This window comes from Flintibacter porci (assembly GCF_041925195.1).
In the GTDB taxonomy this organism is placed as follows: Bacteria; Bacillota; Clostridia; order Oscillospirales; family Oscillospiraceae; genus Lawsonibacter; species Lawsonibacter porci.
Genome location: NZ_JBHEVB010000003.1, coordinates 218056 through 242164, shown reverse-complemented (window position 1 = coordinate 242164; position 24109 = coordinate 218056). Strand labels below are relative to the sequence as shown.

Below are 24109 nucleotides of genomic sequence, written 5' to 3'. Positions count from 1 at the left end.
TATCTCCTACTTCATTTTTTCGATTAACTCCCGAAGTTCATCAATATCCGACTGTGTTATATGAGAACTTTGGAATAGAGTAGAAAATAAAAGCTTTGGGGAGCCTTTGAAAAGCGTTGACATCAGATTATTTACTTCTGACATTTGGACATTTTTCTGATCAACAAGTGAATGACAGGTAAAATTGGGTTCTCTGCGTTCAATAAGGCCCTTCTTGATGCACTGATTGATTACAGTATAAGTGGTATTCTTATTCCAACCATTTTTCTGGTTCAGGATAATACTTAATTCCTTTGCAGTTGTATCACCTCGTTCCCAGAGCACACTCATAACGCGTAAAGCTGACTTTGACAATTCCATGGTGCACACCTCATACTACAATTATAGTCCGGACGCCTTCAGTGTAGCACCTCCCCTTATCATTGTCAAGACTATAATTGTAGTCTATTCGCGGATGATGCACTTAACCTAATAAGATGTTTTTCTATAAACTGCGGCTATACTGAGCATGTTTCGCACAAGAAACTCCTGGCTCTCGTTGAGAGCCAGGAGTTTCTTCAAATATAAACAGACCAATATTCAAAATTTACTCACCATATTCAAGCGGCTCTTTACGCACAGAGTTCAGTAAGAGCTGTTCCAGATATTCAAACTCAGAGAATTGATCCAGTGAAGCCATCACGAAGGCATCGCGAAGATTGCTTGCGTTGTTCTCCAAAAACGTTTGTTCTACAGAGTATCCATAGTGCTCCGTAAAAAATAACATCATCATGATAACAGACTGTGTATTTCCCTCTCTGAAAGGATGTACCTGCCAGATGGGCGGAAACGTCCGGGCCATTTCGTAGACAAACTGCTCCCGGTTGAGTTCAGCCCAGGGGATGCAGAGCACCCTGCTAAAAGCCACCTTCAGATCTTCCGAAATATCTTTCTCACTGCTATACCAGACGCTGCGCCCGCACAACAGATGCTCCGGTTTCTCAAGACCGATGTAACGATATTGGCCTGCCCAATCGTAGAGGTCACCAAACAGCGCATAGTGGATCTCACACAGACCGGCTGGAGAAAAGTCCCCAAATCCCTTCTCGTATAAGAGCATCATATTGGCTCTGGATAGTTCTGCTTCAATGCGCTTCAGCGTTGTTTTATCCCTAGTTCCCAGTTTATTTCTGAAAACGGGAGCATCTATATAGAAGTACGGATCAGACATGGCTCCGGCGCTCTTGGTCTGCGAGCTTGCGGTGATAGGTCAACAGAGCATCTTTCATTTCTTCTCCGGTGATCTCCCCTCGGGCCCAGCTTGCAGAAAGATCTCTGGCATAGTCAGAGATTGGAGTGCCTTCGATGGCACTGACAGCATCTGCTGCCTTAACCGCTGCGATCCGCTTTTGTAGCAAAGAACTCAATGCACCTTCACCTCCTCGCATAGTTTTCATTCAGTATAGCACAGGAGTACTTTGATTTCCAGCACAGAGCTCAGGTCTTCTGCAATATAAATTGAAAAAATGTGTAAAATCATGTCGCTCATTATTGAAAAAATGTGTTTTTATTTCATTGAATGACTTGAAAAAATGTGTTACACTGTAATTGCCCCGAGGAAAGGAGGGCGATCCGGATGAAACGTAATGCAATGCGCGACCTGGTTCAATGGAAAGAGAGCGAAGACCGCAAACCGATGGTGCTCAAAGGTGCGCGTCAGGTAGGCAAGACTTGGCTCATGAAGGAGTTCGGCAGGAACTACTACCAGAACTATGTTTACTTTAACTTCGATGAAGAGGACGAGCTGAAGTCCATTTTTGAGAAAAATAAGAATCCCCAGCGGATCATAGAGCTACTTTCCATGGTTGCCGGTGAGAAGATCCTTCCTGGTGAGACCCTTATCATTTTCGACGAAGTTCAGGAGTGCCCAGAGGCTTTGAATACCCTGAAATATTTTAAGGAGAAGGCCAACGAGTATCATGTGATCGCGGCCGGTAGTTTGCTTGGAACACTGCTGGCGCAGCCGAAGTCCTATCCAGTCGGAATGGTCAATCTATTGAACATCCATCCGCTGACCTTTGACGAATTTCTGGAGGCAACGGATGAAAGCCTATATAAGTATTATTGCAGCATTCAGAAAGAGCAGCTCATTGAAGAGATCTTCCATAACCGACTCATGGAGGCATATAACCTCTATTTGATCATAGGAGGAATGCCGGAGTGTGTGACCTCATGGGTCAACCACAAGGACCCGGCTAAAATTTCTCAAATCCAGCGTGAATTGATTGAGGTCTATGAGAACGACTTCTCCAAACATAACGGGAAAGTCAACAGCGGCCGCATCCTGATGGTGTTTCGCAGTATTGTCGCTCAACTGGCCAAACCTAATGAGAAGTTCATGTACGGTGCCGTCCGTGAGGGAGGCCGGGCAAGGGACTTTGAGGAAGCAATCGAGTGGCTTGTGTCTGCCGGAATGCTCAATCGTGCCTACAATGTCTCCAAGATGGAGCATCCGCTTGCTGCTTTTGATAAGCTGGATAGCTTCAAACTCTTTGTCTTTGACACAGGGCTTCTCAAGCACATGTCCGGCGTAGACAACAGTGCAATCCTTCTGCAGAGCAATTATCAGTTCAAAGGTCCGCTGACTGAGAATTATGTCTTACAACAGTTTTGCGGGCAGTTCGAAATAGAACCCAGATATTTTTCAGACCGCAGCGGCGAGATCGACTTTGTCCTGCAATATGGTACGGAGATTATTCCGGTAGAGGTCAAGGGAGGGGAAGATAAATCTGCCCCCACCTTTAAGCGGTACGTCAATGATAAGCATCCGCCTCACGCAATCCGGATATCCAAACGCCCATATTTGAAGAACGGCTTGATTACCAATATGCCATTGTATCTTGCCAGAAAAACAAAGGACTTACTTTAAAAAAATAATTTGTGGATTGCGCTATGTTATGCAAAGTATAATAATAAAATGAGCAGGCCCTCTACCGTTAATGTAGGTAGAGGGCCAAAATATAGTTGATTGATCAATCCAGAAATTCCAAACTGTCATCTTCACCGATGGCAAGCTTAACATAGGACATGCTGTCATTCTCATAAGTGCAGTAAACACCCAAGAAGGCCGCATCATCCGACACAAGATCCTGTTTGCTGTAAACAGTGCCGTTAAAGGTTACATCAGGGCCGCACGTCACTACACTGACGGCGCATTCCGTCTCCACCGCAACTCCTTCGCAGGCGACAAACACTTTGACGAAGTTATCTTCCATGGTAGTCTCCTTTGCAGCTCTGGGCGTAACCTCCTTACAGGTTATAATGGACCCATCCCCAAAGGAACAGCCGCTGCCTAAGCTGATCATAGCATGATAGTCGCCCTGGATCATAAGGCCGCCATTGAAGGTGCAGTTGTCAAAATAGATGCCGCTCGGATTGAAAAGTACTAAAACATGTTTGACTTCCAGTGTGGTTCGGCGCATTATATCGTTGTAGCAGTATCTAAAATGAATTTGCGGATCATTTCAAGTTGATGTCTACTGTGACAGTAGTCCATGGACTTTCTTTCCGAACAGACTGTCATATTTCTATTTGTTATAGCAAAACACGAGACTACTCATAAAGAAAAATGGACGGAATTCTCTAAGTGCATTTAGATTAGATTTTGTAGGATGGTGTAGCGACAATTATCCGATTGAACTTATTTTTGGTGCACACAAGCGTATATGATACTTTTGGGTAAATATGTTTAATGTATTTTAAACTCATCTGTTGACATACTGTATCTTGTGCTAACTATGTAATTTCTCTTATAGAAGACCATAGATAATATGTTACACTATTAATTTATAGCTGATCTATGTACTGAAATTTGGTGGTTTTATAAAGAATTAATAGAAAATATGAAAAAAGAGGAGAATCTGGGCGGAAAATAAGAATTTTTAGAAAGAAACGTCGGATTGGGCTAAATTTGCTATACTATAATTATCGGTACAGGAAGTTTTGATGTACTAAATTAAGAGGAATCTTAATATAGATCTCTTGAACGAGGCATAACAAATACGGCATCCAATATTTGTGTATATTTATAAGTACAACAAGCTTAAAAACGGTGATTTGTTACCCGAATAATGAAAAAAATTCCAAAATTCGTCATCTCGAAGTATTGACATTTTGATGCAAAAAGGTATAATACTTGTTATAATAGTGGGATTATTTTCACTATAGGATATCTTTTTGCCTTTATAACTTATTTTGAAAACTGCTCGATAAAAATTTGATTCTATACTTGATGCTTGGCCGGCACACCTACTATTAGGGGTGCCGAAATTAGTTTCCCTTAAACGGAGTTATGTCGGACCGTGGAGGATGATCAACATGGTAAAGCTGAAATATGATCCTATGGCACGCTCATTAGAAAAGGCAGCGCGCACGGTTTTAGGGTCATATTATGAAGATTTTGCTTTGTGCTTATTGAATTTATATTTGCATTGTGACAAGCAAGATAAGCTTTACCATGAAAAACAAATAGTGCCAAGCATTGTTGTTGCCAATATTACGCGTCGTAGCAATGTGCTAAGTGCTATTTTTGGTGCGATTATGCGCTACTATGCTGCAATGCCTAAAGAGAAGCAGCCAAACTTCTTTCAAACGTGTGATCTTACTGCAGAGAGGATTGCCTATTTAGAACACTGCTATTTTATCACGGACACCTCATTAGTGACACAGAGTCAGGAGATCGCAAATCATTACCTACGTTACAATGAGATGCCTGAAATTATCATTTTTGACGAATTACTTTTGCATGGTAGAGCGCTGAACAATCTTTTGAGTCAGCTAGAAGACCGAATGTTCAGTTTGGTGCAGGACCATGTTAGCCAAGATCAAAACTGGGACGTTGTTCAATTTCAGCAACAGCTATTAAATCATATAGAGATTTTAGTCTATATGCAGAACGACGATGAGTTGCTTTTAGTGTCTCGGTATCAACAGCGGTTAACCAGTTGGCGTGTTGCGCCATTGGTCCAGGTGAGGGAGTTATCCAAACGCTTTAGTATGCTGATAGAGAAAGCGAATCAAAATAATGTAGCATACAGTTGGTCCCTATCTATTCCCTATTTTTCCACCCAGGCTAAGATGCTTCAGACTTGTCAGCCAGGGCAGAATGGTTTTTTCCCTAGACTTTCGGTGCTCCAATATAATGAAGTCGTAGATTATATATGCCCATATCCGAATACTAGCCAGCCCAAAGCAATTTGTGCCGTCCGGTGGCGGCACTCCTGCCTGGATATGGAGGAAAAAAACAATGTATTGATGCTGGTTCCCTATATCATTTTTGAAAAATATTCATTAGAACGTTTGTTGGCTTTGCATTATCGGATTGCCAAAGATCTTGAAAACTTAGATGTGAAATTTTTTACAGCTCTAGATTCTTATATAGCAAAGGATAGTGCTCGTTATGCCAGATGGCTTTCTGAAACGAATGAACTAGTACTAAATAGCCTTATGTTTCATAGATTTCTAAAGACTCAGGGTGTAAATAACCTGGAGTTGGGCCAAGAGAATTTGTTCTTTTTAGCGAGAAATTATACTACCTTGTCTCTTCGAAGCGATGAAATATATCAGCAATTGATTTTGCTATGGAAGTGGGGAGAAGAGCATTGTGAGGAAGAGCTTTTTGAAACATACATGGATTTATTATTGGCAGATACGGACCCAATTTGGACAGAAGGAGAAGCACACTTAGAAACTAGGCCCATAGATATAGATTTAGAAGATCAGAAAGAGCAAATACTTGTGTCAGCGGTAGAAAATGCTATTATTTATATCGCTAATGAAACCGAACGCCACGCTTATGATAAGTATCATAGTATTATTCCATTAGAAGATATGGCGTTGTCGAATTGGGGAAAATATTATTCTATCCGTACAATACTAGATAAGACTGTTGATTATCTTGGCGGGACCGCTTCAGTTGCCCAGAGAATTTCTATTCTGGCGTTAATTATCCATGAAATGGATTTGGGGATTATTGGAATGAATTCCTTGTATGAGTCAGAGCATCAGCAAGTATATACTGTTATTCGTGCAGGTGAACAGGCACTTTCAGTAGAACCGATCCGATATCAAACGTATATTCCGGTGTTGTTAGAGATTTTGGAGCGTTGTCGCCAATATCAGATGGATCTTTACGAAGAAATTTCACACTTCTTTTCGAAAATTCCGGAGGTATCAACAGAAACAGTCCAGCAGCTATATGAATTTGTAGTAAGAACAGTTCAATTTGGAGGTGGCTTAGATAGTTGGCTGCCTGCTATTTCTATTCCTATGCATACCAAACTATTTAGAAGAAAGGTGGAGAGAGACATTTCAGATGCCAACCGAGTAAATATAGAGAAGCAAATGTTGTATTTAGAGGCATACGCAAGGTTTTGATTCCACGCATTAAAATTAAGAGCCAGGCAGGAGAGCATCCGGCCTGGCTCTTTTGAGAAAGAGAAAAGGAGAGCGGGAATATGGAGGACAACAGAAGTTATGAGACAAATCAGGAACCTAAAATGCAGATTGTCATTACGCAAGGTACAGAGTATCAAAGTCGGGTAGAGGATATATATTGTCCCAACATTTTTTTTCATTCTGCCTATAAGCAAGCCGCAGATTGCGTAGAAAGTATACTACAAATTGGGCAAGAGCCAAACTGGATAAAAACCACTCAGTTTCAGGAAAGTAGTTCAGATCTGGAACTTAATGACAAACTGCTTGGGTATCCCAATAATGTGATTGCCTTCTGTGCGGAACGGGGCCAAGGCAAGACGAGTGCCATGGTATCCTTTGCGAAAGCCCTCTCTGGCCTAACGAAAGCCACTCAGGAGAAGTGGATAAACTTTTCGGACAAGCCACAACCTCTAGCACCTCAGTATCGTTTTGAAGTGCTAAATAGCATTGATCCTACCTCCATAGTAAATCATCAATCCATTTTGGATGTAATCCTCTCACGAATGTTCAGCCGTTTCCAGGATGCTTGGGAACAACAGTATTGCCGGAGTGGTTCGTTGCGTGGCCAGGATGATACATTGAATCAGAGACGTTCTATCCTTCAAGCATTCCAAAAATGTTACAGTAGTCTTCATGCCGTTTATCGAGAGTCTTTAGAAGAAGATGATGCATTAGAACGAATGATGGAGTTGGGGGATAGTGGGAATATACGTGGATCTCTGTACAGATTGGTTTCTGCGTATTTAAATTTTACGCAACGAACAGAACAATCTTATTTGGTGCTTCAGATTGATGACGCCGATTTGAGCTTAGGAGATACTTTTCAGTTAATTGACCAGATTCGACGTAATCTTATTATTCCGCGAGTAATTGTTCTTCTAGCGGCCAACATGTTTCAATTAGAAAGTACAGTAGAACAGCATTTTATCAAGCAGTATGAGCAGTCGATTAAACTACACGGCATGGTATCTACAGAAACATGCCACAACATTGCCGCCCGTTATCTGGACAAAGTTATTCCAAGTACCAGACAGATTTATTTACCTGACTTGGGTAAGCTGATTGCTCAAGATTATGGGAATATCCAGATAAAATACGAGAGTCGGGAAGACGGTCAAACTAACCTCTTAGAAGAAGGTAAAGATAGGGAACTTCGCTATCAAGATCAGTTGCTTCGGTTTCTCCATAAACGCACGGGACTGATACTGTTGAATCCCAAAAATCATCTTCATAATTTGCTTCCAGGGAATATGCGGGAACTAGCCCACTTTTTGCCTTACTTTCAGGAACTTCTTCCGCTAAGAATTGGATATAGTGACTTAATTGATGCGGCTATGAATCCCCTTTTTCTGGATAGAAAAGCTGTCGATGATTGGCTAAGTAATCTGAATCGACTGAAATCATATCTAATTAATATTTGGGCCCCAACAAATCTGCACACGGAGGAGCATCAATTTTTGAAAGGATTGTTCCGATATGAGGATGCCAACCTTCACCGTTATGTTTTAGACTTCCTTCCCGATTATTATGCCAGTGGCCGGCTCCGTTCTGTTACTCTGTTGGGAAATTCTTCGGCACACAGTGAAAACTACCGCCAAATATTTACTGATCAGTGTGCGGCACGTGGTCTGCGGTACTACAAAGGGCAAGCGGGGAAACAATATGCCTCATATGTAGATGTGATGGAAGCTCTGAATGTTTTGAGCAGACTGCCTGATGCTCAGCGACACTATAAATTTATTTATGCTATCCGGATTTACTACACAGTCCAGATGCACCATCTATTGCTGGAACAAATTCTATCTTTGGGTTCTCAGGGCTTGTCGGAATTCTTGGGTGATGTCTTGTGGCGAAAAGATGATGTTGAGGATAATTTAGTACGGACTCGCTATGGACACTATATGTTAGATTCACAGGAATTAAGTACCTGTCTGGACAAGTTAATTAGCGACGCATCTAATATCAGCAAAAGCACTATATCTCTGGATAGTCTGATTAGCAACGCATCTAGTATCAGCAAAAGCAACATGAATCAGCAATGCCAAGGTTATATTATGGCTTTCTGCAGAAAGAAAGTATTACGGCATAATTTTTATTCTTTCGACTCTATTCAGAATACGGATTTACGAAAAGATTCGCCTTCAAAAAGTTTTTGTTTTCATTTGTTTTATCCACGTATGCTTGACCTGGAGATTCTTTTGGGTGCTGGTACTGCTGTGACTAAGGACGGAGTAAAATCTAGTCCTGCACTACAGAATCGAATTCTAGGTTCTATGATTTTACTGCTTAATTGGGATGTGCAGTATATTCTATCCAGATGGTATAGGGGAGAAGGGAACGCTGACAGCAATGTGTTAGAGTATGTGCTGCTTCCACGTCTTTGGAGGACTACCTATTATAGCAAACCTATGAAGTTGACCTTTGAGTCAATTAAACGAGCCACAGGAGAAGAATGGAATGAAGATTTATTCCGTAGTATGAGCGAGAAAAATACGGATCAAGAAATAATTAGCTGGTCAGAAACTAATGAGCGTATGGATCCGGCTATTCTGTCGCTCTATGCCATACAATTTTGTGTACCAGAGTTGAGACAGTATTTTATAAACTACTGCAAGGACGCAGTGAGTGCGTTTGATGCCAGCCTTAAAGTCCTGCATAGAAGGAATTTTGAGCGTAATGCTACTCTTCGAAGTCTTTATAGAAGTAAATCACAAAATGCCCTTGAGGACTCTATTGTACAAGCAATTGGCACTCTCTATTCGTTTGCAATCAATGCAGATACACCCCTATGGGCTTTTATCCAAATGCAGAGACCTAAAGGGAGAAAGATTCCACATGAAGATGAACAGTTGATCAATCTGACTCCTTCGCAACTAAGAGAATTTGTGCGTTCCGTTAAGGCCCTCATTAACGAAGTAATGCCTTTAGAATCTGCAGAGTTAAAAACGGCGACTCCCCAGGTACAGGACACTCTTCCTTGCATGAATTGCCAGATAAATATCGATCGGTTAGTTGGTCAGTTGCAAGAACTTTTCTCAAATGCAGCTATTGTTAAACTAGAGCCAATTAATTCGGACAAACAGACACCCAAGGATTAAGTGGGAGGTGAACATGTATGGAGACCCGGGCGCATATCCAGGCCTTGTTTCGATATCTCCAGCCAGAGGTGTTATTGACTTCACTAGTGGGCCAGGACAATCGAGATACTTGGGGTGCTCAAGGAATCCCCTTCCAGGTGGACAGTTGCTCTGTCTCCATGGAATGCTACGTTCACGGAGCACGTACCGCATTTTCTGAACGGAGCGATGATGAACTGCGGCAATTGTATTGGGATCTGGGGGATTATCTTCAAAATAAACCTGCTGGGGGGATCCTATCCCTATTGGCTGTAGAGGGCCGACGGTTGTTGCACCTTTATGGGGAGGAACCTCTCTGTCGCCTAGATACCCTATTGCAATGGCGGGATCTATCTCTGGATTTGGGCCAAGACCTACTGACATGTGCTGCATTAGCCCAGCAGGATTTAGAGAACAGCACCATGCACAGCGATTTCTGCTGGCCCATTACAGTTGGCACCAATGATCCCGAACTGAAAAATATTTTAAGTCGGGGACTGGCTGAGAATCACTTCCATCTATATGGCTCTACCCAAGGTTTTCCCCTGACCTGGGGCTTTTTGATGAACCATCCGGAGAAGGCCAGTAGGTATTTTTTGCAGTCATCTTTTGAGGATAACCTTAATCCTGGTAGCAGCTGGGGAACCAGAGACAACGCTATGCCGTGGAAGAAGAGAATCTATTATGCTGCTTGGCTGCGGGCCCTACTGTTTACATGTCTTCAACCGGGGAGCGGTATGTCCGAGGATAGAAATAAGAGGGATGAGAAAGAAAATAACATAGAAGCGGGAAACAAAAAAGAAAAGTCCCTGCTAGATTTTCATTTTGCAATAGATCAAGCTGCTGTAGTACGGCGTATGGTTGAGAAAGTACGTTTCCTCTATGGCGTTCCTTTGCAACAAAGAGCTGGTCATAAATGCTGTCTTGATTATGCAATACCTCCGCAAGTAGATCAGACTTGTTCTACGCGTTTTCTAAGCGGCGAGCGGCAGTTCCTGTACGACTGTTTCAGGCGGTGTTATTCCGGTCAGTTCTCCCAACTGCAGAAAGATATGTTTTATCTCTACCTGCTTCTTAAGCAGAGCTTTCGGGGAGAGATTATTCAGACAAACCGACGCTATGGTTTCCGAAATTTTGCGTCTTATACACATCGTAAAGACCTTGTATGGGGTAGTCGAAGAGAATATTTGTTTGAATCGGTTCGACTTGCTATCAATGCCAGCTTGGAACAGCACATTACCTCTCTGGAATTGCGCATTGTTCCCGGAAAAACAAGACAAGTTCTTCTGCAACGGGTGGCTCAACCAGATCAAATCAGCCAGTATCAACTGGGCAATGATTTAGAGGGATCTGCTGAACGTCGGAAACGAGCTATTGAGCAAAATGAGACTTTTTTTGTCTTGCATTATGCAAAGACACCTCTTCCAAGGATGAAGGCCCCACCTAAAACTGAATTGATGACCTTGCGTCACGGGAAATACCGTTATATGGTGGAGCGACAGGCTAAAGTAATAGCTTCCAGCCTAGAGCACAACAGCTATCTATGTGCCCGTATCCGCGGAATCGACGCAGCCTCTCATGAAATTGGTTGCCGACCAGAAATATTTGCATCGGCTTTCCGGTTTCTTCGTTATTTTCCTATACGGTCTAACATATTGCTGCGGCAGGAAAGGTATTGGCCGACGCTAGCGGCCAGTTATCATGTAGGAGAAGATTTTTTAGATCTGTCAGATGGTCTGCGCGCCATTGATGAAGCGGTTTGTTTTCTGAATATGGAGCGTGGAGACCGTTTGGGCCATGCTCTAGCCCTTGGTATAGAGCCAGAAGAGTATTACCATTTAAAGGGAGACCGTGTGGTTTTACCTGCTCAGGATCTTTTGGATAATTTGGTCTGGCTCCAGTTTCGAAGCCTAGAATGGGGAGTGCAAATTCCCAGCGAACTACGTAGCCGCCTAAGATATCAAGCAGAGGCATTACTTAGGGAAATTTATGGACAGGTCTGTCCCTATGCTACACTGCAGGAATATTTTCAAAGTTGGACTCTTCGTGGCGATTCACCAGAACTATACTATTATCTTGATGATAACGATACTTTCTTGCGCAAACTCCAGATTAGACGTTATAGTCCATCGCGCTTTGATACTTTTGGAATCAATAATCGTATCTGGTCTGGACGTGACCTAGAAAGCTATCGGGCCGATAGTAACGTGCGATGTCTGGTACACTATTATCAATATTGTGATGCGGTCCGTTGGAAGGGGCAAAAAAGCCGTTCCTACCAAGTGGAGGAGGATTATATCCAGTTGGTTCGTTCGGTCCAGGATTGTATGATGCAGAGGCTTATGGCACATGGGATATTTATTGAATGTAATCCATCCTCAAACTATTTAATTGGTACATTCCGACGGTACGATAAGCATCCAATTTTCCGCTTTAACGCCTATAATTTGAACATTTCTGGCGATAAACGGTCGGGTGGGGATATGCAGGTTTCTATTAACACAGACGACCAAAGTGTGTTTGATACCTCGCTGGAATATGAATATGCATTATTGTACTGTGGAATGAGTCAATACGTGGACAAGAATGGTGTTCGGCAAATTAGTAACGACGCAGCAGATCGTTATTTGGACCACGTGCGTTCTATGAGTGCTTCTATGGTATTTGCTAAGGCCGCGAAACAACTTCGTTACCGCTTTACTCCCTGAAGGAAATTTGAATTCTGCGAGGAGGGATGAATTAATGGAACAAGAAGGGAAAGAGGCTTTAGTGCACTTTCTTCGACGTTATACTGTTATTGACTTTCTAGGTTATCTTATTCCTGGTGCGATTGTTACACTCGTTTGGAACCAGCGTTTCAATGGCATGTTAAAGGCTCCCTTTACTGACTTTTTTGGTGAACAGGCTGTGTTACTGGGACTTTATTTTCTAGTATTATCCTATTTAGTAGGAACTGTTATTCATGAGCTCAGTAAGCCTATAGATTTATTGTTAAATAAGATTCTTTATACATCGAAGAGAGATCGAGAGCAGAGTGGCGCTACCTTGGACAACGTGAAAAAAATATTTGGCGTGTCGGCATTAAGTGAAAAAGAGAAAGCTGACCCAAAAAGCAAAAAGAGGGATACACAAGAACGCTTTCAGAAAATTTACCATTGGATGGCACCTCAGTTGGACAACACTAAAGTTCCTTTGTTTCACGCTTTTTCTACTTTAGGGAGAACTGGATCTGTTACTGTTTTATTAATCGCACTGTTATATTGGACTGATCCATCCCAAGCGGTTTTTCAATCTTGCTGTCCTTTTTGGGTACAAGTATCCTTGGTAATCGCGCTCGTGGTTTTAATGATTGTTCGGTGTTATAGGTTCAAAAAAACAAGTATAGGATATATCTATGATGCTTTTGATGCTATTTGTATGAAAAATAAGAATTAGTGTATGTTCTAAAGTATCTTTCCTATTTTAACCATAATGTCCTGGAAATTAACTTGAGCGTTGTAGCAAATAAGATCGCGCTGAACCTGAAAAGTGGATGAAGCAATCAATAGTTTCTAAATAGATTATATATTTAAATTTTAGAAGAAAGAACGGGCATAAAATATAGATCCTATCAAAATATAATCTCAAAAGTTATCCCAGATTTCTGTTTTAGAAATCTGGGATAATTTTTTGGATATGTTTAGTGGAAAAGGCGTCTAGAACGATAGTGTCAGGGAGAGTGTCCAGAATTTTGTATAATTTGATTTGAAGATACTGGAATGAATTTGCCCCGCAATAGGGATATCCTCAATCCCATCCATTACCTTCTTAGCAATCTTTTTCACCATGACGTTGGCTTTCTGTGTGGTTGTATTATCAAATCCTTTGAGTCAGTTGTGGCGTAGACATATGGTAAATAATTGTTACGCCAATTTTGTTTATAATCAGAAGGACTTTATAGCTCATCTACAAATAGTTCGGTGAGTTTTATAAGTATGCCACCTTTTGTGATACCTGTTAACCGAAATATACGTGAGTCTATTTTGATATATCATAGTAAAATTATTTAAATGTAACCTGAATTTTGGTTGCTCTTCAAAAAAAACAAGTCTTATATAATAAAAAGAATAAAACAGTGAGAAGATGAAAGACACCTAATTCTTTGTTATCAGATTCTACTATTCTCAAAATAATGATTTGCAGTTTTTGAGAATTATTTCTCCGTATGCAGATATCACAAGTTTATCTTTAGTTCAAAATGGAGCAATGATATCCCAAGCATACTTTATTCTTTATGTTGCATGAAGTTATTTATCATCGGGGCAACTACATAGGATTGATAGTCTTATGCTGTAAACAAAAGGAATAGCTGAGTAATTGAAAAACACACAATAATGATATCATAAAATGGAGGTTAATATGAGACGAAACGTAGCCATTGCAACAGTATTCCTGCTCATATCATTCACATTTTCTGCGTGTACCCCTGCAAACCATAACCCCCAAGCATCAGAAAGTTCCAGTGTATCAACAAAAATTCCGGATCATAGTAATACAAGCACCCCTGAATTTTTTAATGACATTGGGAAAACACTTAGTGAATTAAAAAAAGAGCATCCTGAAGGCGAATTTGTTGTAAGATTAGATGGATTCCCAGATAGCGCTGCTATATGTTTTGGGGAGCCGGAGGCGGAATATGTTTCCTACTTTTTTGAAACACAGAGTGGGGATGCTGAAAAGGCCATGAAGGAATGTGAAGACCAGCTAAAATGCGCTGGTTTTGTCACAACAGCGAACGTACTATTTCCAGATATGGAAGATAACATGTCCTTTGAAGATTTCTTCGCCTTAATAGGTGTGGATAATTATGAGTACTTAACAGGAGAAGAGGTGCTAAGCGGAGAAGGCTGGTTAATATTTACGTATAATGATATGGAAGTAATGGTGAATACAAACGAAATTAATGCTGATGGCGGATGGGATTTTACAGGAGCAGAAATCGTGAAGAGTAATGCTCCGGTTTCTATTGCAGACCGAGAAATATCAAATGCCAATCAAGATTTAGCTGATGCGGTTATGCTCAATTGAATTGTGTTATGAGAACACAATTATTGGTGCCATTTCTAACAGGCTGCCCGCTACCTATGTTGGTAGCGGGCAGCCTGTCGATATAGATAGCAGTGTTGTTCCTGTTTTCACAAATTATCTATATCTAGCAGATTCTCGGTAAGCATTAAATCACGCTTCGACTCTCAAATGGAATACGTCTCTCTCAAGCTATTAGTGTCTGAAATAGTACACGATAGTATCTAATACTCCCAGATAGTGAGCTGGAGGCAGAACAGAATCTTTTCTTCCGGTGAAAGCGCCTCAGCAATGTATACTTTAAAACTTCAATAAGGTAGAAATACTAACCGCCATCTCAGTGCACAGGTACTGAGATGGCGGCCTTTTTATGCGCCGTGAGATTTGATTGTTACCTGGCAAACATTACTTCAGATAATCGCCCAAGTACACAAAGGATACTCCGGATGCCGGGTAGGAGTAATTGGAAATCCAAGAATTCGGGGTCTTATCGGTCAAGGAATGGCCGGTATGGATAACGGTGGCAGTCTTATTTGCGGTATTTACAGAAACGACAACGCCGGTGTGACCGCTGGGAGTTCCGGTACAGCCCCAGGTCTTATAACCACCAGCCACGCTGAAAATGCCAGGAGCTTGGGGAGTGCTCGAAGTGGTAAGGCCATATTTATTCGCGAGGTTGGACACCAAAGCCTCGCCATTGCCAGTGGTGGACGTCAGAGTGGTATACGTATCAATATACCATCTTACGATGTCAACACACTGGAGCCCATACGCGCCGTCATAGTCCCCCACCTTCTGGAATTCCTTCTGAAGCTGGGTTGCATCAGTAGCCCCGCCGCTGCCAGAGCCGCCAGTGCTTACTTCGGTAAACTTCCACTGCTGTTCAGTGCCGCCGGTATAAGCTCTCCAGGAACACTTGGAGCTGTTTCCAGTTCCATCAGCGGTCAGATAGCGGTTAGAGTACTCAGACAGTCTGATGGTGTAGACGTTGGCTTTGTTCGCGACCTTGGTAAGAATCACGTAGCCGTCAATGTTGCCCGAAGCCTTGTACAGAGTACAGTTCCAGTTGGTGCCAGAACGATATGCATTCAAAGCATAGGCCTGGTTGGAAAAGTGCTTGATGTACTGTTTGCCAGTGGAGGTAAGGGAGTCAACAACCCAATTCTGGTCATTGCTGCCGGAGGTCGCGTAGATGTTGACCTGCGTACCATTGGTGATACTTGCGCTGCTCGCAATATTGAGGGAACGGGAAGGTGCGGACAGCGGACTGAGCGTATAAGTTGCCATACTTGAAAGTCTCCTTCTAAAATATATTTCTTAAGCAAATGACCAATTGGATATAACGACGCCAACTGGATATCCGACCAATTGGAACCGGGTAATTTGCTTTGGATATCAATTAAAGAGAGACAAGAGGACAAAAATGTAAACCCCCGTATCTCTCTTTTTTGAAATTATGACTTCTTAGAAGGTTTTTTCTCTTTCAATTGAAGCAAAGTATTTTTGTGCTGTATAGGTAACTCAAAACCTTTTTATATGAAACCACAAGATCTTAAAATTACATGTTCTATAGATTAAAGTGCAACTGTTTAAGCGGACAGAAATGTGATATCCTAGAACTGTATTTAGGACAGATTTTGTAGGTCAGATTTTCACCCGGAGGGGCCAGTGCGCCTTCTGGAGACTTGCCCAAGCCTAAATACCGAATCTACCACGAACAAAAACCGCAGTTACCCCGGCCCGGGGTGGCTGCGGCTTTTTTGTGCAAAAAAGAAAGGAGATACCACATGAATGAATGCAAGCAAACTGATGAAGGTCACTTACTTCGACCCCAAAAGCGACATCCGCCTGCTCTGCTATGCGGATACCGTGGTGTGGGATACCAAGCCCGCGCCGACCCTCATCGCCCTGCGATTCGGCGGGTACCCCGAGCGTGTGCAGGGGCTGGCGGACGCCATCTATGGCGGAGCTACCATCGAAATCGAGGACGATAACGCAACCTATTCTCTCATGACACTGCCCAAACAGTACCGCCGTAAAGTCAGCCGGGACGGGGTATATGCCGAGGCCACCCTGATTGCCGAGGATGACGGGCAAAACGCCAGCCGTCCGTCCGGCAAGAAAGAGGACACAACGCAGGACGATGCCCCATCTGACGAGGAGTTTGAACAGGTCGAACAGGATCTCCCACCCCGCAATACTTATATCTTCTGCACGCCAGGAGAAGGTCAGGAGCTGTTTGACGCGGTGGACCAGAAAACCTCCGTTCCCATGATCCCCGAGTACCAGGACTATGTCCTGGCGGAGCTGAGGAAGCGAAACATTCTCCGTCCCCTGCAGGTCAAGTCCCTTTCGCGAAAGCTGGAAGCATGGCTGCTGCGCTGCGAGGAAAAGGACAAGAACATTGTTGCCGTCATGGAGGATGGTCTGAAAAGCGGTGAGATCTCAATCCCCGGGGCTGCGCAAGGACTCAATCCCCTGGACGAGATCAGCTCTGTGACCGAGTATCTGAATACCTTTGGTGTCACAGTGGCAGAGCGCATCAAAAAACTGTTTGTGCCGCTCTTTGACCCCTCAACGGAGTCACTGTCGCCTGAGGTGCTGGCCATCAACCAATACATTGAAAAGCACGCCGGATACTCACTTTATGACGCGCAGCTGGCAGTGGCTGAAGCCATCAAGCGGCAGTTGGAGCGGAGCAAAGTGGGATTGATCGTGGCTGAGTGCGGTGTCGGCAAGAGCAAGATCGGAGCAACCTCCATCGCCGCCGTGGCCGCGGGGCTTGCCTCCTATCAGCGGAGCGCTAAGCTGGCAAAGACCTTTAACCTGGTCTTGTGTCCCTCCCATGTCACGGACAAATGGGTCCGAGAACTGGAGGAAACCGTACCAAATTCCTTTGCCGCCGTTGTGCACACCCCCACAGAGCTGGATTCCCTGTATCAGATGTTCGAGCGGGGCTCAAAATCCTGCTATGCCATTCTCTCCAAGGAGAAGGCGCGGGATGGCTATATGCGTGCGCCTGCCGTGATCCATCGCAGGTGGAACCGGGAGGCACTTCCTATCGAGCGCACACCGCCGCTCCACGATGGTGCGGACATAAACGGGAATCCCAAAGACTCGGTATTCTGCTGTCCTGAATGTGGCGCGGTCGTGATGGCTTCCTACATGGAAGACGGCGTTCCCTATCGCATTCCGGCCAATTCCCGGTATTTCCAAAGAGAACACGCCGGGAACCACAAGTGCGCTGCCTGCGGTGCTTCCCTATGGTCTGCCTTGAATCCGGACGCCTGGCGCAGGCAAAAAAAGTGGGCAAAGATCGGAGACTATGGTTTTGTCTACCGGCCGCTGATCCATGAGCACGTCAAAAAGGCGGACAGCGAGGCGCTGCTGGAGAAGCTCCGTGAGCTGAGCGACCAGCCGGACGCGGTCTTTCCCGCCCGAGGAGCCTATCGCGCTTATGCCCTGAGTTCTTATATCAAGCGCAAGTACAAAGGCAGGATCTATGGCCTGATCGTGGATGAACTTCATGAATACGCCAATAAGTCCGGCCAGGGCGAGGCAATGGCGGAGCTCTATGGGACAGCGAAAAAGGTGGTCGGAATGACGGCTACGCTGATCAATGGGTACAGCTCGGGCATCTTCCACCTGCTCTATCGGATCGCACCGGCCCAAATGAAGAAGGACGACAAGCTCTATGAGAATCCCTCTCGGTTTGACGCTGAGTATGGTGTGATCCAGAACATCTATGTGCAGGAGGAGCCTGAGTACCACTCCAACCGACGAACGGTGGCTCATAGGAAAAACAGCCGGCTTCTACCGGGCGTTTCCCCGTTGGTCTACACCAGATTTCTGTTGGATAAGGCCGCCTTTCTTTCCCTGACTGACTTAGGAAAGGACCTGCCGGAGTACGAGGAGATCCCAATTCCGCTGAAAATGTCGGAACCGGTAAAGGAAGAGTACGATGAAATCGAACGAGAGCTCAAGTCAGTTCTGAAAGAGGACAGCAAAGCGGCCAGAAAGATCCTCTCAGCCTATCTGAATCTCCTGACGGCATATCCAGACCAGCCTTATGGGCATAAACCTGTTTATCACCCCAAGGACGGGACCCCGATCGTGGTACCGGAAGACACCGTAGAGCCCGGCGCCGTCCTCCCCAAAGACGAAGAGATCCTGGAAATCGTCGGGCGGAAAATTACAGCCGGAGAGAAGGTGCTCATTTATACCAACTGGACCCGGCTGGATACTCAGGCGAGGCTTTTGAAGCTGCTCACTGAGCGCGGATGGAGTACATCCATTCTGCCGGCCAAGGTCAAACCCGCCAAGCGGGAAAAATGGGTGGCCGACCGTCTGGCAGGCGGGCTTCAGGTCCTGATCGCCAATCCAACACTCGTGCAGACCGGTCTTGACTTGAATGCCTTTACCACCCTCATCTTCTATGACACTGGCTACAAGCTCTTCACATTGAGGCAGGCCAGCCGGCGAAGCTGGCGGATCAACCAGACGGCGCCGCGGGTAGAAGTCTATATGTTCTACTACCAAAACACCATGCAGCACAAGGCAATCAAGCTCATGGCCTCTAAGCTGGCCGTGGCGGGTATCATCGAAGGCTCTTTCTCCGAAGAAGGCCTTGCTGCCATGTCCGAGTGTGAGGACATGACGACCCTGATGGCCAAGGAGCTGATGCTGGGCATCAAGGACAGCGTGGAAGACGTTTCTGAGATGTTCAAGCGCATGGCAAATCTCAAACCTCAGACAGCCGCGTGGTCTATCTTTGCGGAGTCGCTGACTCCCGTGGATAACACGGTGCTGGAGGAAAAAACGGTCAATGAGCCATTGGTGGAATTCACCTTTGGAGAGCCAGCTCCGATCCAGAAGCAAAGCCCGTCCAGGACGAGCACTCCCCTCCCGTATCCCGTGACCGCGGCCAAGCCTGCTGCAAGGCACAAAACCCCAAAATCCAAGATCAGCGAGGACCAGATCCTGCTGTTCAAAATTGCATGAAGGAGGTATCCCTATGCTTGCACATGTCAAGCGCGATGAAATCCTTGCTTTGGCGTCTCAGACAGCCAGAGCGGCGCCCAAAGGGGCAGTGTCGGAGGCGATCCAGGGCATCCATATGGAGGCGGACAACCGCCGCTCCATGCTCACCCTGACCGCAACCAACTACGAAATCGTGATTCGGGCCTCTATGGGGGCCACAGTGGAACAACCGGGAAGTGTCGTCGTCGATCCGACGCTCTTTCCGGCCATTTTGTCCAAGCTGCCCACGGAGGATGTGGACCTGGAGGTTGAAAGAAACGGACGGCTCACGATCCGTTCCGGCCAGTCCTGCTTCCATCTGGATGTGTTCTCCGGTGATAAGTACCCCATGCCGGAACTGCCTTTCCCGGACGATACGCTTCCGGTCAGCGGCCTATGCTCGCTGGTCCGAAACACGGCTTTTGCCGCTGCGGAGGAGGGTTCGACCTCTCCTCAGATGAAATGCGTTCGCCTCCAGGTAGGTCCGGATGGATTGAAGGCATGTACCTCGAATGGCTTCTGCATTATGGAGGCAGATGGCGACAAGCAGTGTAAAGGTCAAATCGAACTGCTGCTGCCCACCCATTCCCTCAAGGTGCTGGCTTCAATCTCCAAAGACAGCGATGTCTACGAGATGGGGCTGGCAGGAAAAAGCCTGGTCTTCTGGAGCGGAACACTGCTGTTTTCTGCCCGGCTGGTTGAGGGGAGATTCCCGGATACCAACGGTGTATTCAAGCAGTTTCACAGCCAATTCTCCGCTCATCTGAATACCAGCGAGCTGAGAAATGCGATTTCGGTCGTGTCAGCAGTTGCGGAGAGCAACGGGAGAATCGAGATTGCCTTTGGCGAGCATGAGGTTATCCTCAGCGCTGAGAGTGCCTATGGAAAATCGTCTGCTCCGGTCAAGGCCCTGATGCCCAATGCCCCCATCACACCCTTTTACTACAACTACAAAAAACTGCTGGAGTATCTGCGTCTTGCACAGGAAGAGGTCACCCTGGAGTTTGACAAATCCGGACTTCTTGCGATCCGCTCTGGCTCCACCCGCTATTTACAGTCGCCCATGCGGCCGCCCGTCCATACGGCAAGCGCCCAAAAGGCGGCGTGAGAACGGAGGCGAATCACGCCTATATGAAAACCCCGACTGTTTGCCGCTATTGCGGCGGAAGAATTATCAAGTCTACCACCAGGGCGCTCTATCCTAAAGGAAGTGCGCCGATCTACCTGTGCGTCAACTGCAACGCCTATGTGGGCTGCTACCCGGATGGAACACCCATGGGCAAGGTGGCAAATACCGTTCTGCGCTTAAAGCGCCAGGAGACGCACCGCATCTTTGACCGATTTTGGCGTGAGCAGGGCTGGTCGCGCAGCGCGGCTTACCGATGGCTGGCGCAGAGCCTTCACCTGAAGGAGCAGGAGGCCCATATCGGCATGATGGAAATGGACGAATGTGAGCAGCTGATCCAGCTGTGCCGGAAACACAATAAGGAGGCGGCATAATGACAATTCCCTGTCCCAATGCAGAACCGTACTGCAAATGCATCAACTGGAAAGACGAGGACTTCGATGTTGAGGTCGATCATCTGATCCACAACTTCGAGTTTCTCCGCCTGGAAATGACGTACAGTGTCCTGGATGAAACCTCACCGATTCGGATGTGCGAGATCGGCAGGTGCCGCAAATGCGGAGGCAGGATCTGCATTGGCGCAACGGAGCCCCATGCTGAGCCGGTCAGTCAGCGTCTGGAATGGCTTTACTTTATTGCCTTTGAACGGCTACGGCAGCACGGTCTGTCTGAGCCTATGACACCCGAGGCCTTTCAGGCGCTGTTTCCCGCGCTGTTCCACGAAAACGATCAACCGTTTGTCCGGGAGTGGCTTGCAAGCCCCGAAACCCAGTCGTATGTGCGTTCGCTCCTGGGCGGCGGAAAGGAGGCGGCAAAGTGAAGCAGGAAATCAAATTTCCCGAGTACAGCTGCCGGTTCCATTGCCCTCATTTTCAAAGTGTCGGCCCGACGCTGAACGAGACGCACTACTGCATGAAAAAAGGGAAAAAGGGGAAGCGGTTTTTGAAAAAGGACCTCAAGCGCAAGCCACCGGAATGGTGTCCGCTTCGGCTTGATCCTCCGGTTTGCCGGATCTATGGCTTCAAGGACATCCTTGGAGAAAGCATGGAACGGGACAATCGCTTATCCACCGACCCTGATCAGGTGAGCTGGTACTTCCCTATGGGACATCGCTACCGTTTCCGCATGGAAGTTCCCCTGGGAAAGACTGCGGCACAATTTTATGCCGCGGTGAAAGAAGAAATGGTGGAAACTGTCCTGGGCGGAGTTCCGGTAAACAACGGAGAGCTGATCGAGATCGACGACGGCCTTTCTCCGGTCTTCTTCTATGTGTATAACGGCGCCACCGTTCTGCCGGCGAAGGTCTTTGGACTGAAACCGGACGGAAAGGAGGATGGACGTGACTGACCGCATGGAGGAGCGCCCGCCGCGAATGCGGCTCTATAAGATCCTGGATGGCGTAATTCCCAGCATGTATCGCACGCCCTGTAAAATCGCCATCTTTGCTGATGGGCAAAGAATCAAAGTGTTTGAAAAAGTCTGTTTCCGTGCCATGGTACTTGATTCGCCGCACCCGCAGACCTGGGCGCGGCAATATCCGCTGGAACGGTTCCAGACGCCGCAGAGACTTGAGAAGTATCTGCGGGAAAGCGGACTTCTAAAGGAGAATGACCATGAATGAACCTAACATCTGTATCTGTGACAACGGCCATGGCGTAGACCGTGATATGAGGACGGAGCATTACCAGAACAATTTTATCCCTACGGGCTGGGAACTGGTATATACCGCTTTGGACCACCGCGAAGTAGACCGCACTCTCTATTTGAATGGCATGTGCCTGCGGTGCGGAGGCAAGAATCTGAGAATTGGTAAATGTATCCCCAACAATTCCAGAGAGGAATTCCTGGAGTGCCTTTATCAGCAGGTGAGGCAGTATCGTCCCTATGACCAGCGCTTCGAGGACGGGACTTACCGCACAAAGCTGTCTATGCGCGCCCAATGGTACATGGAGCAGGATGACCTTACGCTGGGGGCCAGAAACGCCCAGTTCCTGAAACTGTTCCACCCGGAGGACCAAGCGATTGTTGAGGAGTGGCTTAACCGCTGCCATGCTGAGGAGCCCTACACCGCGCCCCGGCGGGACCGGAAAAGCACGCTCCTGTACGCCGTGCTGGACCGGGCCTGGGCCAACGGGGACCTCAAGGAGATCGAGCCTATCATATGTATGCTGGATGAATCCTCTTCCACAGAGGATCAGGCGGCGTGGTGCAAGGCGGTCGCTTTGGCACTGCTGGATATTGCCATGCGGGATCAGCGGCGCTTCGCTGTGGTTCACTTCGCCGGAGTCGGCCACTTCCAAACCGACCTCTTCCTACCGGGTCAATATACCCGAGAAGATGTTCTACGGTGTGCGGAGACGTTTCTCAATGGAAATACCGACTATGAGACGCCGCTGCGGGAGGCCCTGCGCCTTATGGAGCAAGAGGGCTTTGAAAATGCCGATATGGTGTTCGTTACGGATGGCGAATGCGCCTTACCGGACAGCTTTCTGGAAAATCTAAAGGAAGAACAGACGGCCAAGGGTTTCCAGATTACCGGTATACTGCTTGATCAGGGAAACACCGTGTTTGAGTTTAGTCTCCGGGAATTTTGTACCAATGTCTATCGTACCAGTCAGCTCTCCCACGATCAGATCGCGGAACAGCTGGTGGTGAGCCGAATTGCATAAAAGCTACAATGCTCAGTTACAAGGGTATGAGATTTTTGCTATAATCGTAGTTCAGAAAGAGGTGAATAGAATGGCGTCGTTACATCCTTATGAAGAAAAATACACCTGTGGCCGATCTCCAGTTAGATACTGCCACCAGTGTGATCTGGTCTGTCGGCCAAGTTTATAACGCGCTCCACATTCCGTTAGGTATCCTTGCGGATACGGGCCAGTAGAGTGCTATGCTGTCACTCACCTCGCCATCCGCGATTCTATTGGAGTGTTCCCGCTCGCAGCGAAGCAAGATAGCAAGATATGTGAAAGTCTCAAGACTTACTGTTTAACGTTTAAAAAGTTTCATAGGTTGCATTGGGCCACTTTGCAAGATTGAATTTTTATTCTAAGACGGGAGATAACAATTAAAAAGTGAGTGGAAGCCGTTTTATGACGGTTTTCACTCACTTTTTCTTTGAGCTGATTTGACAGAATTTATTTTGTGTTAGCGCTCGCTTGTGTAACGATTTCATAAAGTGGAATATGCCTAAAAACTCTTTAACTCTCACTATATAAGACCAAATGAATCTAAAGTGCAACAATATTTTTAGTGCATAATCACGATTTAATTAAGCATTTTTACAAGCGAAAGTTTACTATTTTCAATT

18 protein-coding genes are annotated in these 24109 nt (G+C 45.8%); 13 read left to right on the top strand and 5 right to left on the bottom strand.

What is annotated here, in order from left to right; all coding sequences use genetic code 11:
* Positions 1 to 6: 6 nt before the first annotated feature.
* From ACEVJL_RS04640 to ACEVJL_RS04630, 3 genes are all read right to left on the bottom strand, one after another.
* A complete protein-coding gene (locus ACEVJL_RS04640; RefSeq protein ID WP_374737038.1) occupies positions 7 to 360 on the bottom strand; it encodes a BlaI/MecI/CopY family transcriptional regulator in 354 nt (117 codons plus the stop codon).
* 226 nt (positions 361 to 586) lie between these two features.
* Positions 587 to 1210, bottom strand: a complete 624-nt coding sequence (locus ACEVJL_RS04635; RefSeq protein ID WP_374737037.1) for a Fic/DOC family protein — start codon at positions 1208 to 1210, stop codon at positions 587 to 589.
* Positions 1203 to 1406, bottom strand: coding sequence for an antitoxin VbhA family protein (locus tag ACEVJL_RS04630; RefSeq protein ID WP_374737036.1), 204 nt, complete (start codon positions 1404 to 1406; stop codon positions 1203 to 1205). The genes ACEVJL_RS04635 and ACEVJL_RS04630 overlap by 8 nt, the downstream gene beginning before the upstream one ends.
* Positions 1407 to 1615: 209 nt before the next feature.
* On the opposite strand from ACEVJL_RS04630, the gene ACEVJL_RS04625 reads away from it, so the two are divergent.
* Positions 1616 to 2908, top strand: coding sequence for an ATP-binding protein (locus ACEVJL_RS04625; RefSeq protein ID WP_374737035.1), 1293 nt, complete (start codon positions 1616 to 1618; stop codon positions 2906 to 2908).
* 103 nt (positions 2909 to 3011) lie between these two features.
* Here the strand turns inward: ACEVJL_RS04625 and ACEVJL_RS04620 are convergent, their stop codons facing one another.
* The gene (locus tag ACEVJL_RS04620; protein ID WP_374737034.1) at positions 3012 to 3254 is read right to left on the bottom strand and encodes a hypothetical protein; all 243 of its coding nucleotides are present in this window, start codon (positions 3252 to 3254) and stop codon (positions 3012 to 3014) included.
* 1102 nt (positions 3255 to 4356) lie between these two features.
* On the opposite strand from ACEVJL_RS04620, the gene ACEVJL_RS04615 reads away from it, so the two are divergent.
* From ACEVJL_RS04615 to ACEVJL_RS04595, 5 genes are all read left to right on the top strand, one after another.
* A complete protein-coding gene (locus ACEVJL_RS04615; RefSeq protein ID WP_374737033.1) occupies positions 4357 to 6414 on the top strand; it encodes a hypothetical protein in 2058 nt (685 codons plus the stop codon).
* Positions 6415 to 6494: 80 nt separating this feature from the next.
* Positions 6495 to 9572 (top strand): hypothetical protein, encoded by a 3078-nt coding sequence (locus ACEVJL_RS04610; protein ID WP_374737032.1) that lies wholly within the window; start codon positions 6495 to 6497, stop codon positions 9570 to 9572.
* Between the two features lie 17 nt (positions 9573 to 9589).
* Entirely contained in the window at positions 9590 to 12298 is a 2709-nt protein-coding gene (locus ACEVJL_RS04605) for a hypothetical protein (RefSeq protein ID WP_374737031.1), read from the top strand.
* Between the two features lie 34 nt (positions 12299 to 12332).
* On the top strand, positions 12333 to 13025 hold the full coding sequence (locus ACEVJL_RS04600) for a hypothetical protein (RefSeq protein WP_374737029.1): 693 nt from the start codon (positions 12333 to 12335) through the stop codon (positions 13023 to 13025).
* 963 nt (positions 13026 to 13988) lie between these two features.
* Complete coding sequence (locus ACEVJL_RS04595) at positions 13989 to 14657, top strand: hypothetical protein (protein WP_374737028.1); 669 nt, start codon at positions 13989 to 13991, stop codon at positions 14655 to 14657.
* A gap of 402 nt (positions 14658 to 15059) precedes the next feature.
* Here ACEVJL_RS04595 and ACEVJL_RS04590 read toward each other — a convergent pair whose 3' ends face one another.
* Entirely contained in the window at positions 15060 to 15941 is an 882-nt protein-coding gene (locus ACEVJL_RS04590) for a CHAP domain-containing protein (RefSeq protein WP_374737027.1), read from the bottom strand.
* A 504-nt stretch (positions 15942 to 16445) separates the two neighbouring features.
* Between ACEVJL_RS04590 and ACEVJL_RS04585 the strand changes: the two genes are divergently transcribed.
* Genes ACEVJL_RS04585 through ACEVJL_RS04555 form a run of 7 tightly spaced genes read left to right on the top strand, consistent with a single transcriptional unit; the run spans position 16446 to position 23468 of the window.
* Positions 16446 to 19655 carry a helicase-related protein gene (locus ACEVJL_RS04585; RefSeq protein ID WP_374737026.1) on the top strand — a complete coding sequence of 1070 codons (3210 nt, stop codon included), beginning with the start codon at positions 16446 to 16448 and terminating at the stop codon, positions 19653 to 19655.
* Between the two features lie 13 nt (positions 19656 to 19668).
* Positions 19669 to 20781 (top strand): DNA polymerase III subunit beta, encoded by a 1113-nt coding sequence (locus ACEVJL_RS04580; RefSeq protein WP_374737025.1) that lies wholly within the window; start codon positions 19669 to 19671, stop codon positions 20779 to 20781.
* 23 nt (positions 20782 to 20804) lie between these two features.
* Entirely contained in the window at positions 20805 to 21173 is a 369-nt protein-coding gene (locus ACEVJL_RS04575) for a zinc-finger-containing protein (RefSeq protein WP_374737024.1), read from the top strand.
* Entirely contained in the window at positions 21173 to 21619 is a 447-nt protein-coding gene (locus tag ACEVJL_RS04570) for a hypothetical protein (protein ID WP_374737023.1), read from the top strand. The genes ACEVJL_RS04575 and ACEVJL_RS04570 overlap by 1 nt, the downstream gene beginning before the upstream one ends.
* Entirely contained in the window at positions 21616 to 22146 is a 531-nt protein-coding gene (locus ACEVJL_RS04565) for a hypothetical protein (RefSeq protein WP_374737022.1), read from the top strand. Before ACEVJL_RS04570 ends, ACEVJL_RS04565 begins: the two co-directional genes overlap by 4 nt.
* Entirely contained in the window at positions 22139 to 22420 is a 282-nt protein-coding gene (locus ACEVJL_RS04560; protein WP_374737021.1) for a hypothetical protein, read from the top strand. Before ACEVJL_RS04565 ends, ACEVJL_RS04560 begins: the two co-directional genes overlap by 8 nt.
* A complete protein-coding gene (locus tag ACEVJL_RS04555; protein WP_374737020.1) occupies positions 22413 to 23468 on the top strand; it encodes a vWA domain-containing protein in 1056 nt (351 codons plus the stop codon). Before ACEVJL_RS04560 ends, ACEVJL_RS04555 begins: the two co-directional genes overlap by 8 nt.
* Positions 23469 to 24109 lie beyond the last annotated feature (641 nt).

Coding starts and splice junctions, on each gene's coding strand:
- ACEVJL_RS04640 (WP_374737038.1), bottom strand. CDS start 360: ATGGAATTGTCAAAGTCAGCTTTACGCGTTATGAGTGTGCTCTGGGAA.
- ACEVJL_RS04635 (WP_374737037.1), bottom strand. CDS start 1,210: ATGTCTGATCCGTACTTCTATATAGATGCTCCCGTTTTCAGAAATAAA.
- ACEVJL_RS04625 (WP_374737035.1), top strand. CDS start 1,616: ATGAAACGTAATGCAATGCGCGACCTGGTTCAATGGAAAGAGAGCGAA.
- ACEVJL_RS04620 (WP_374737034.1), bottom strand. CDS start 3,254: ATGGAAGATAACTTCGTCAAAGTGTTTGTCGCCTGCGAAGGAGTTGCG.
- ACEVJL_RS04615 (WP_374737033.1), top strand. CDS start 4,357: ATGGTAAAGCTGAAATATGATCCTATGGCACGCTCATTAGAAAAGGCA.
- ACEVJL_RS04610 (WP_374737032.1), top strand. CDS start 6,495: ATGGAGGACAACAGAAGTTATGAGACAAATCAGGAACCTAAAATGCAG.
- ACEVJL_RS04605 (WP_374737031.1), top strand. CDS start 9,590: ATGGAGACCCGGGCGCATATCCAGGCCTTGTTTCGATATCTCCAGCCA.
- ACEVJL_RS04600 (WP_374737029.1), top strand. CDS start 12,333: ATGGAACAAGAAGGGAAAGAGGCTTTAGTGCACTTTCTTCGACGTTAT.
- ACEVJL_RS04595 (WP_374737028.1), top strand. CDS start 13,989: ATGAGACGAAACGTAGCCATTGCAACAGTATTCCTGCTCATATCATTC.
- ACEVJL_RS04590 (WP_374737027.1), bottom strand. CDS start 15,941: ATGGCAACTTATACGCTCAGTCCGCTGTCCGCACCTTCCCGTTCCCTC.
- ACEVJL_RS04585 (WP_374737026.1), top strand. CDS start 16,446: ATGAATGCAAGCAAACTGATGAAGGTCACTTACTTCGACCCCAAAAGC.
- ACEVJL_RS04580 (WP_374737025.1), top strand. CDS start 19,669: ATGCTTGCACATGTCAAGCGCGATGAAATCCTTGCTTTGGCGTCTCAG.
- ACEVJL_RS04575 (WP_374737024.1), top strand. CDS start 20,805: ATGAAAACCCCGACTGTTTGCCGCTATTGCGGCGGAAGAATTATCAAG.
- ACEVJL_RS04570 (WP_374737023.1), top strand. CDS start 21,173: ATGACAATTCCCTGTCCCAATGCAGAACCGTACTGCAAATGCATCAAC.
- ACEVJL_RS04555 (WP_374737020.1), top strand. CDS start 22,413: ATGAATGAACCTAACATCTGTATCTGTGACAACGGCCATGGCGTAGAC.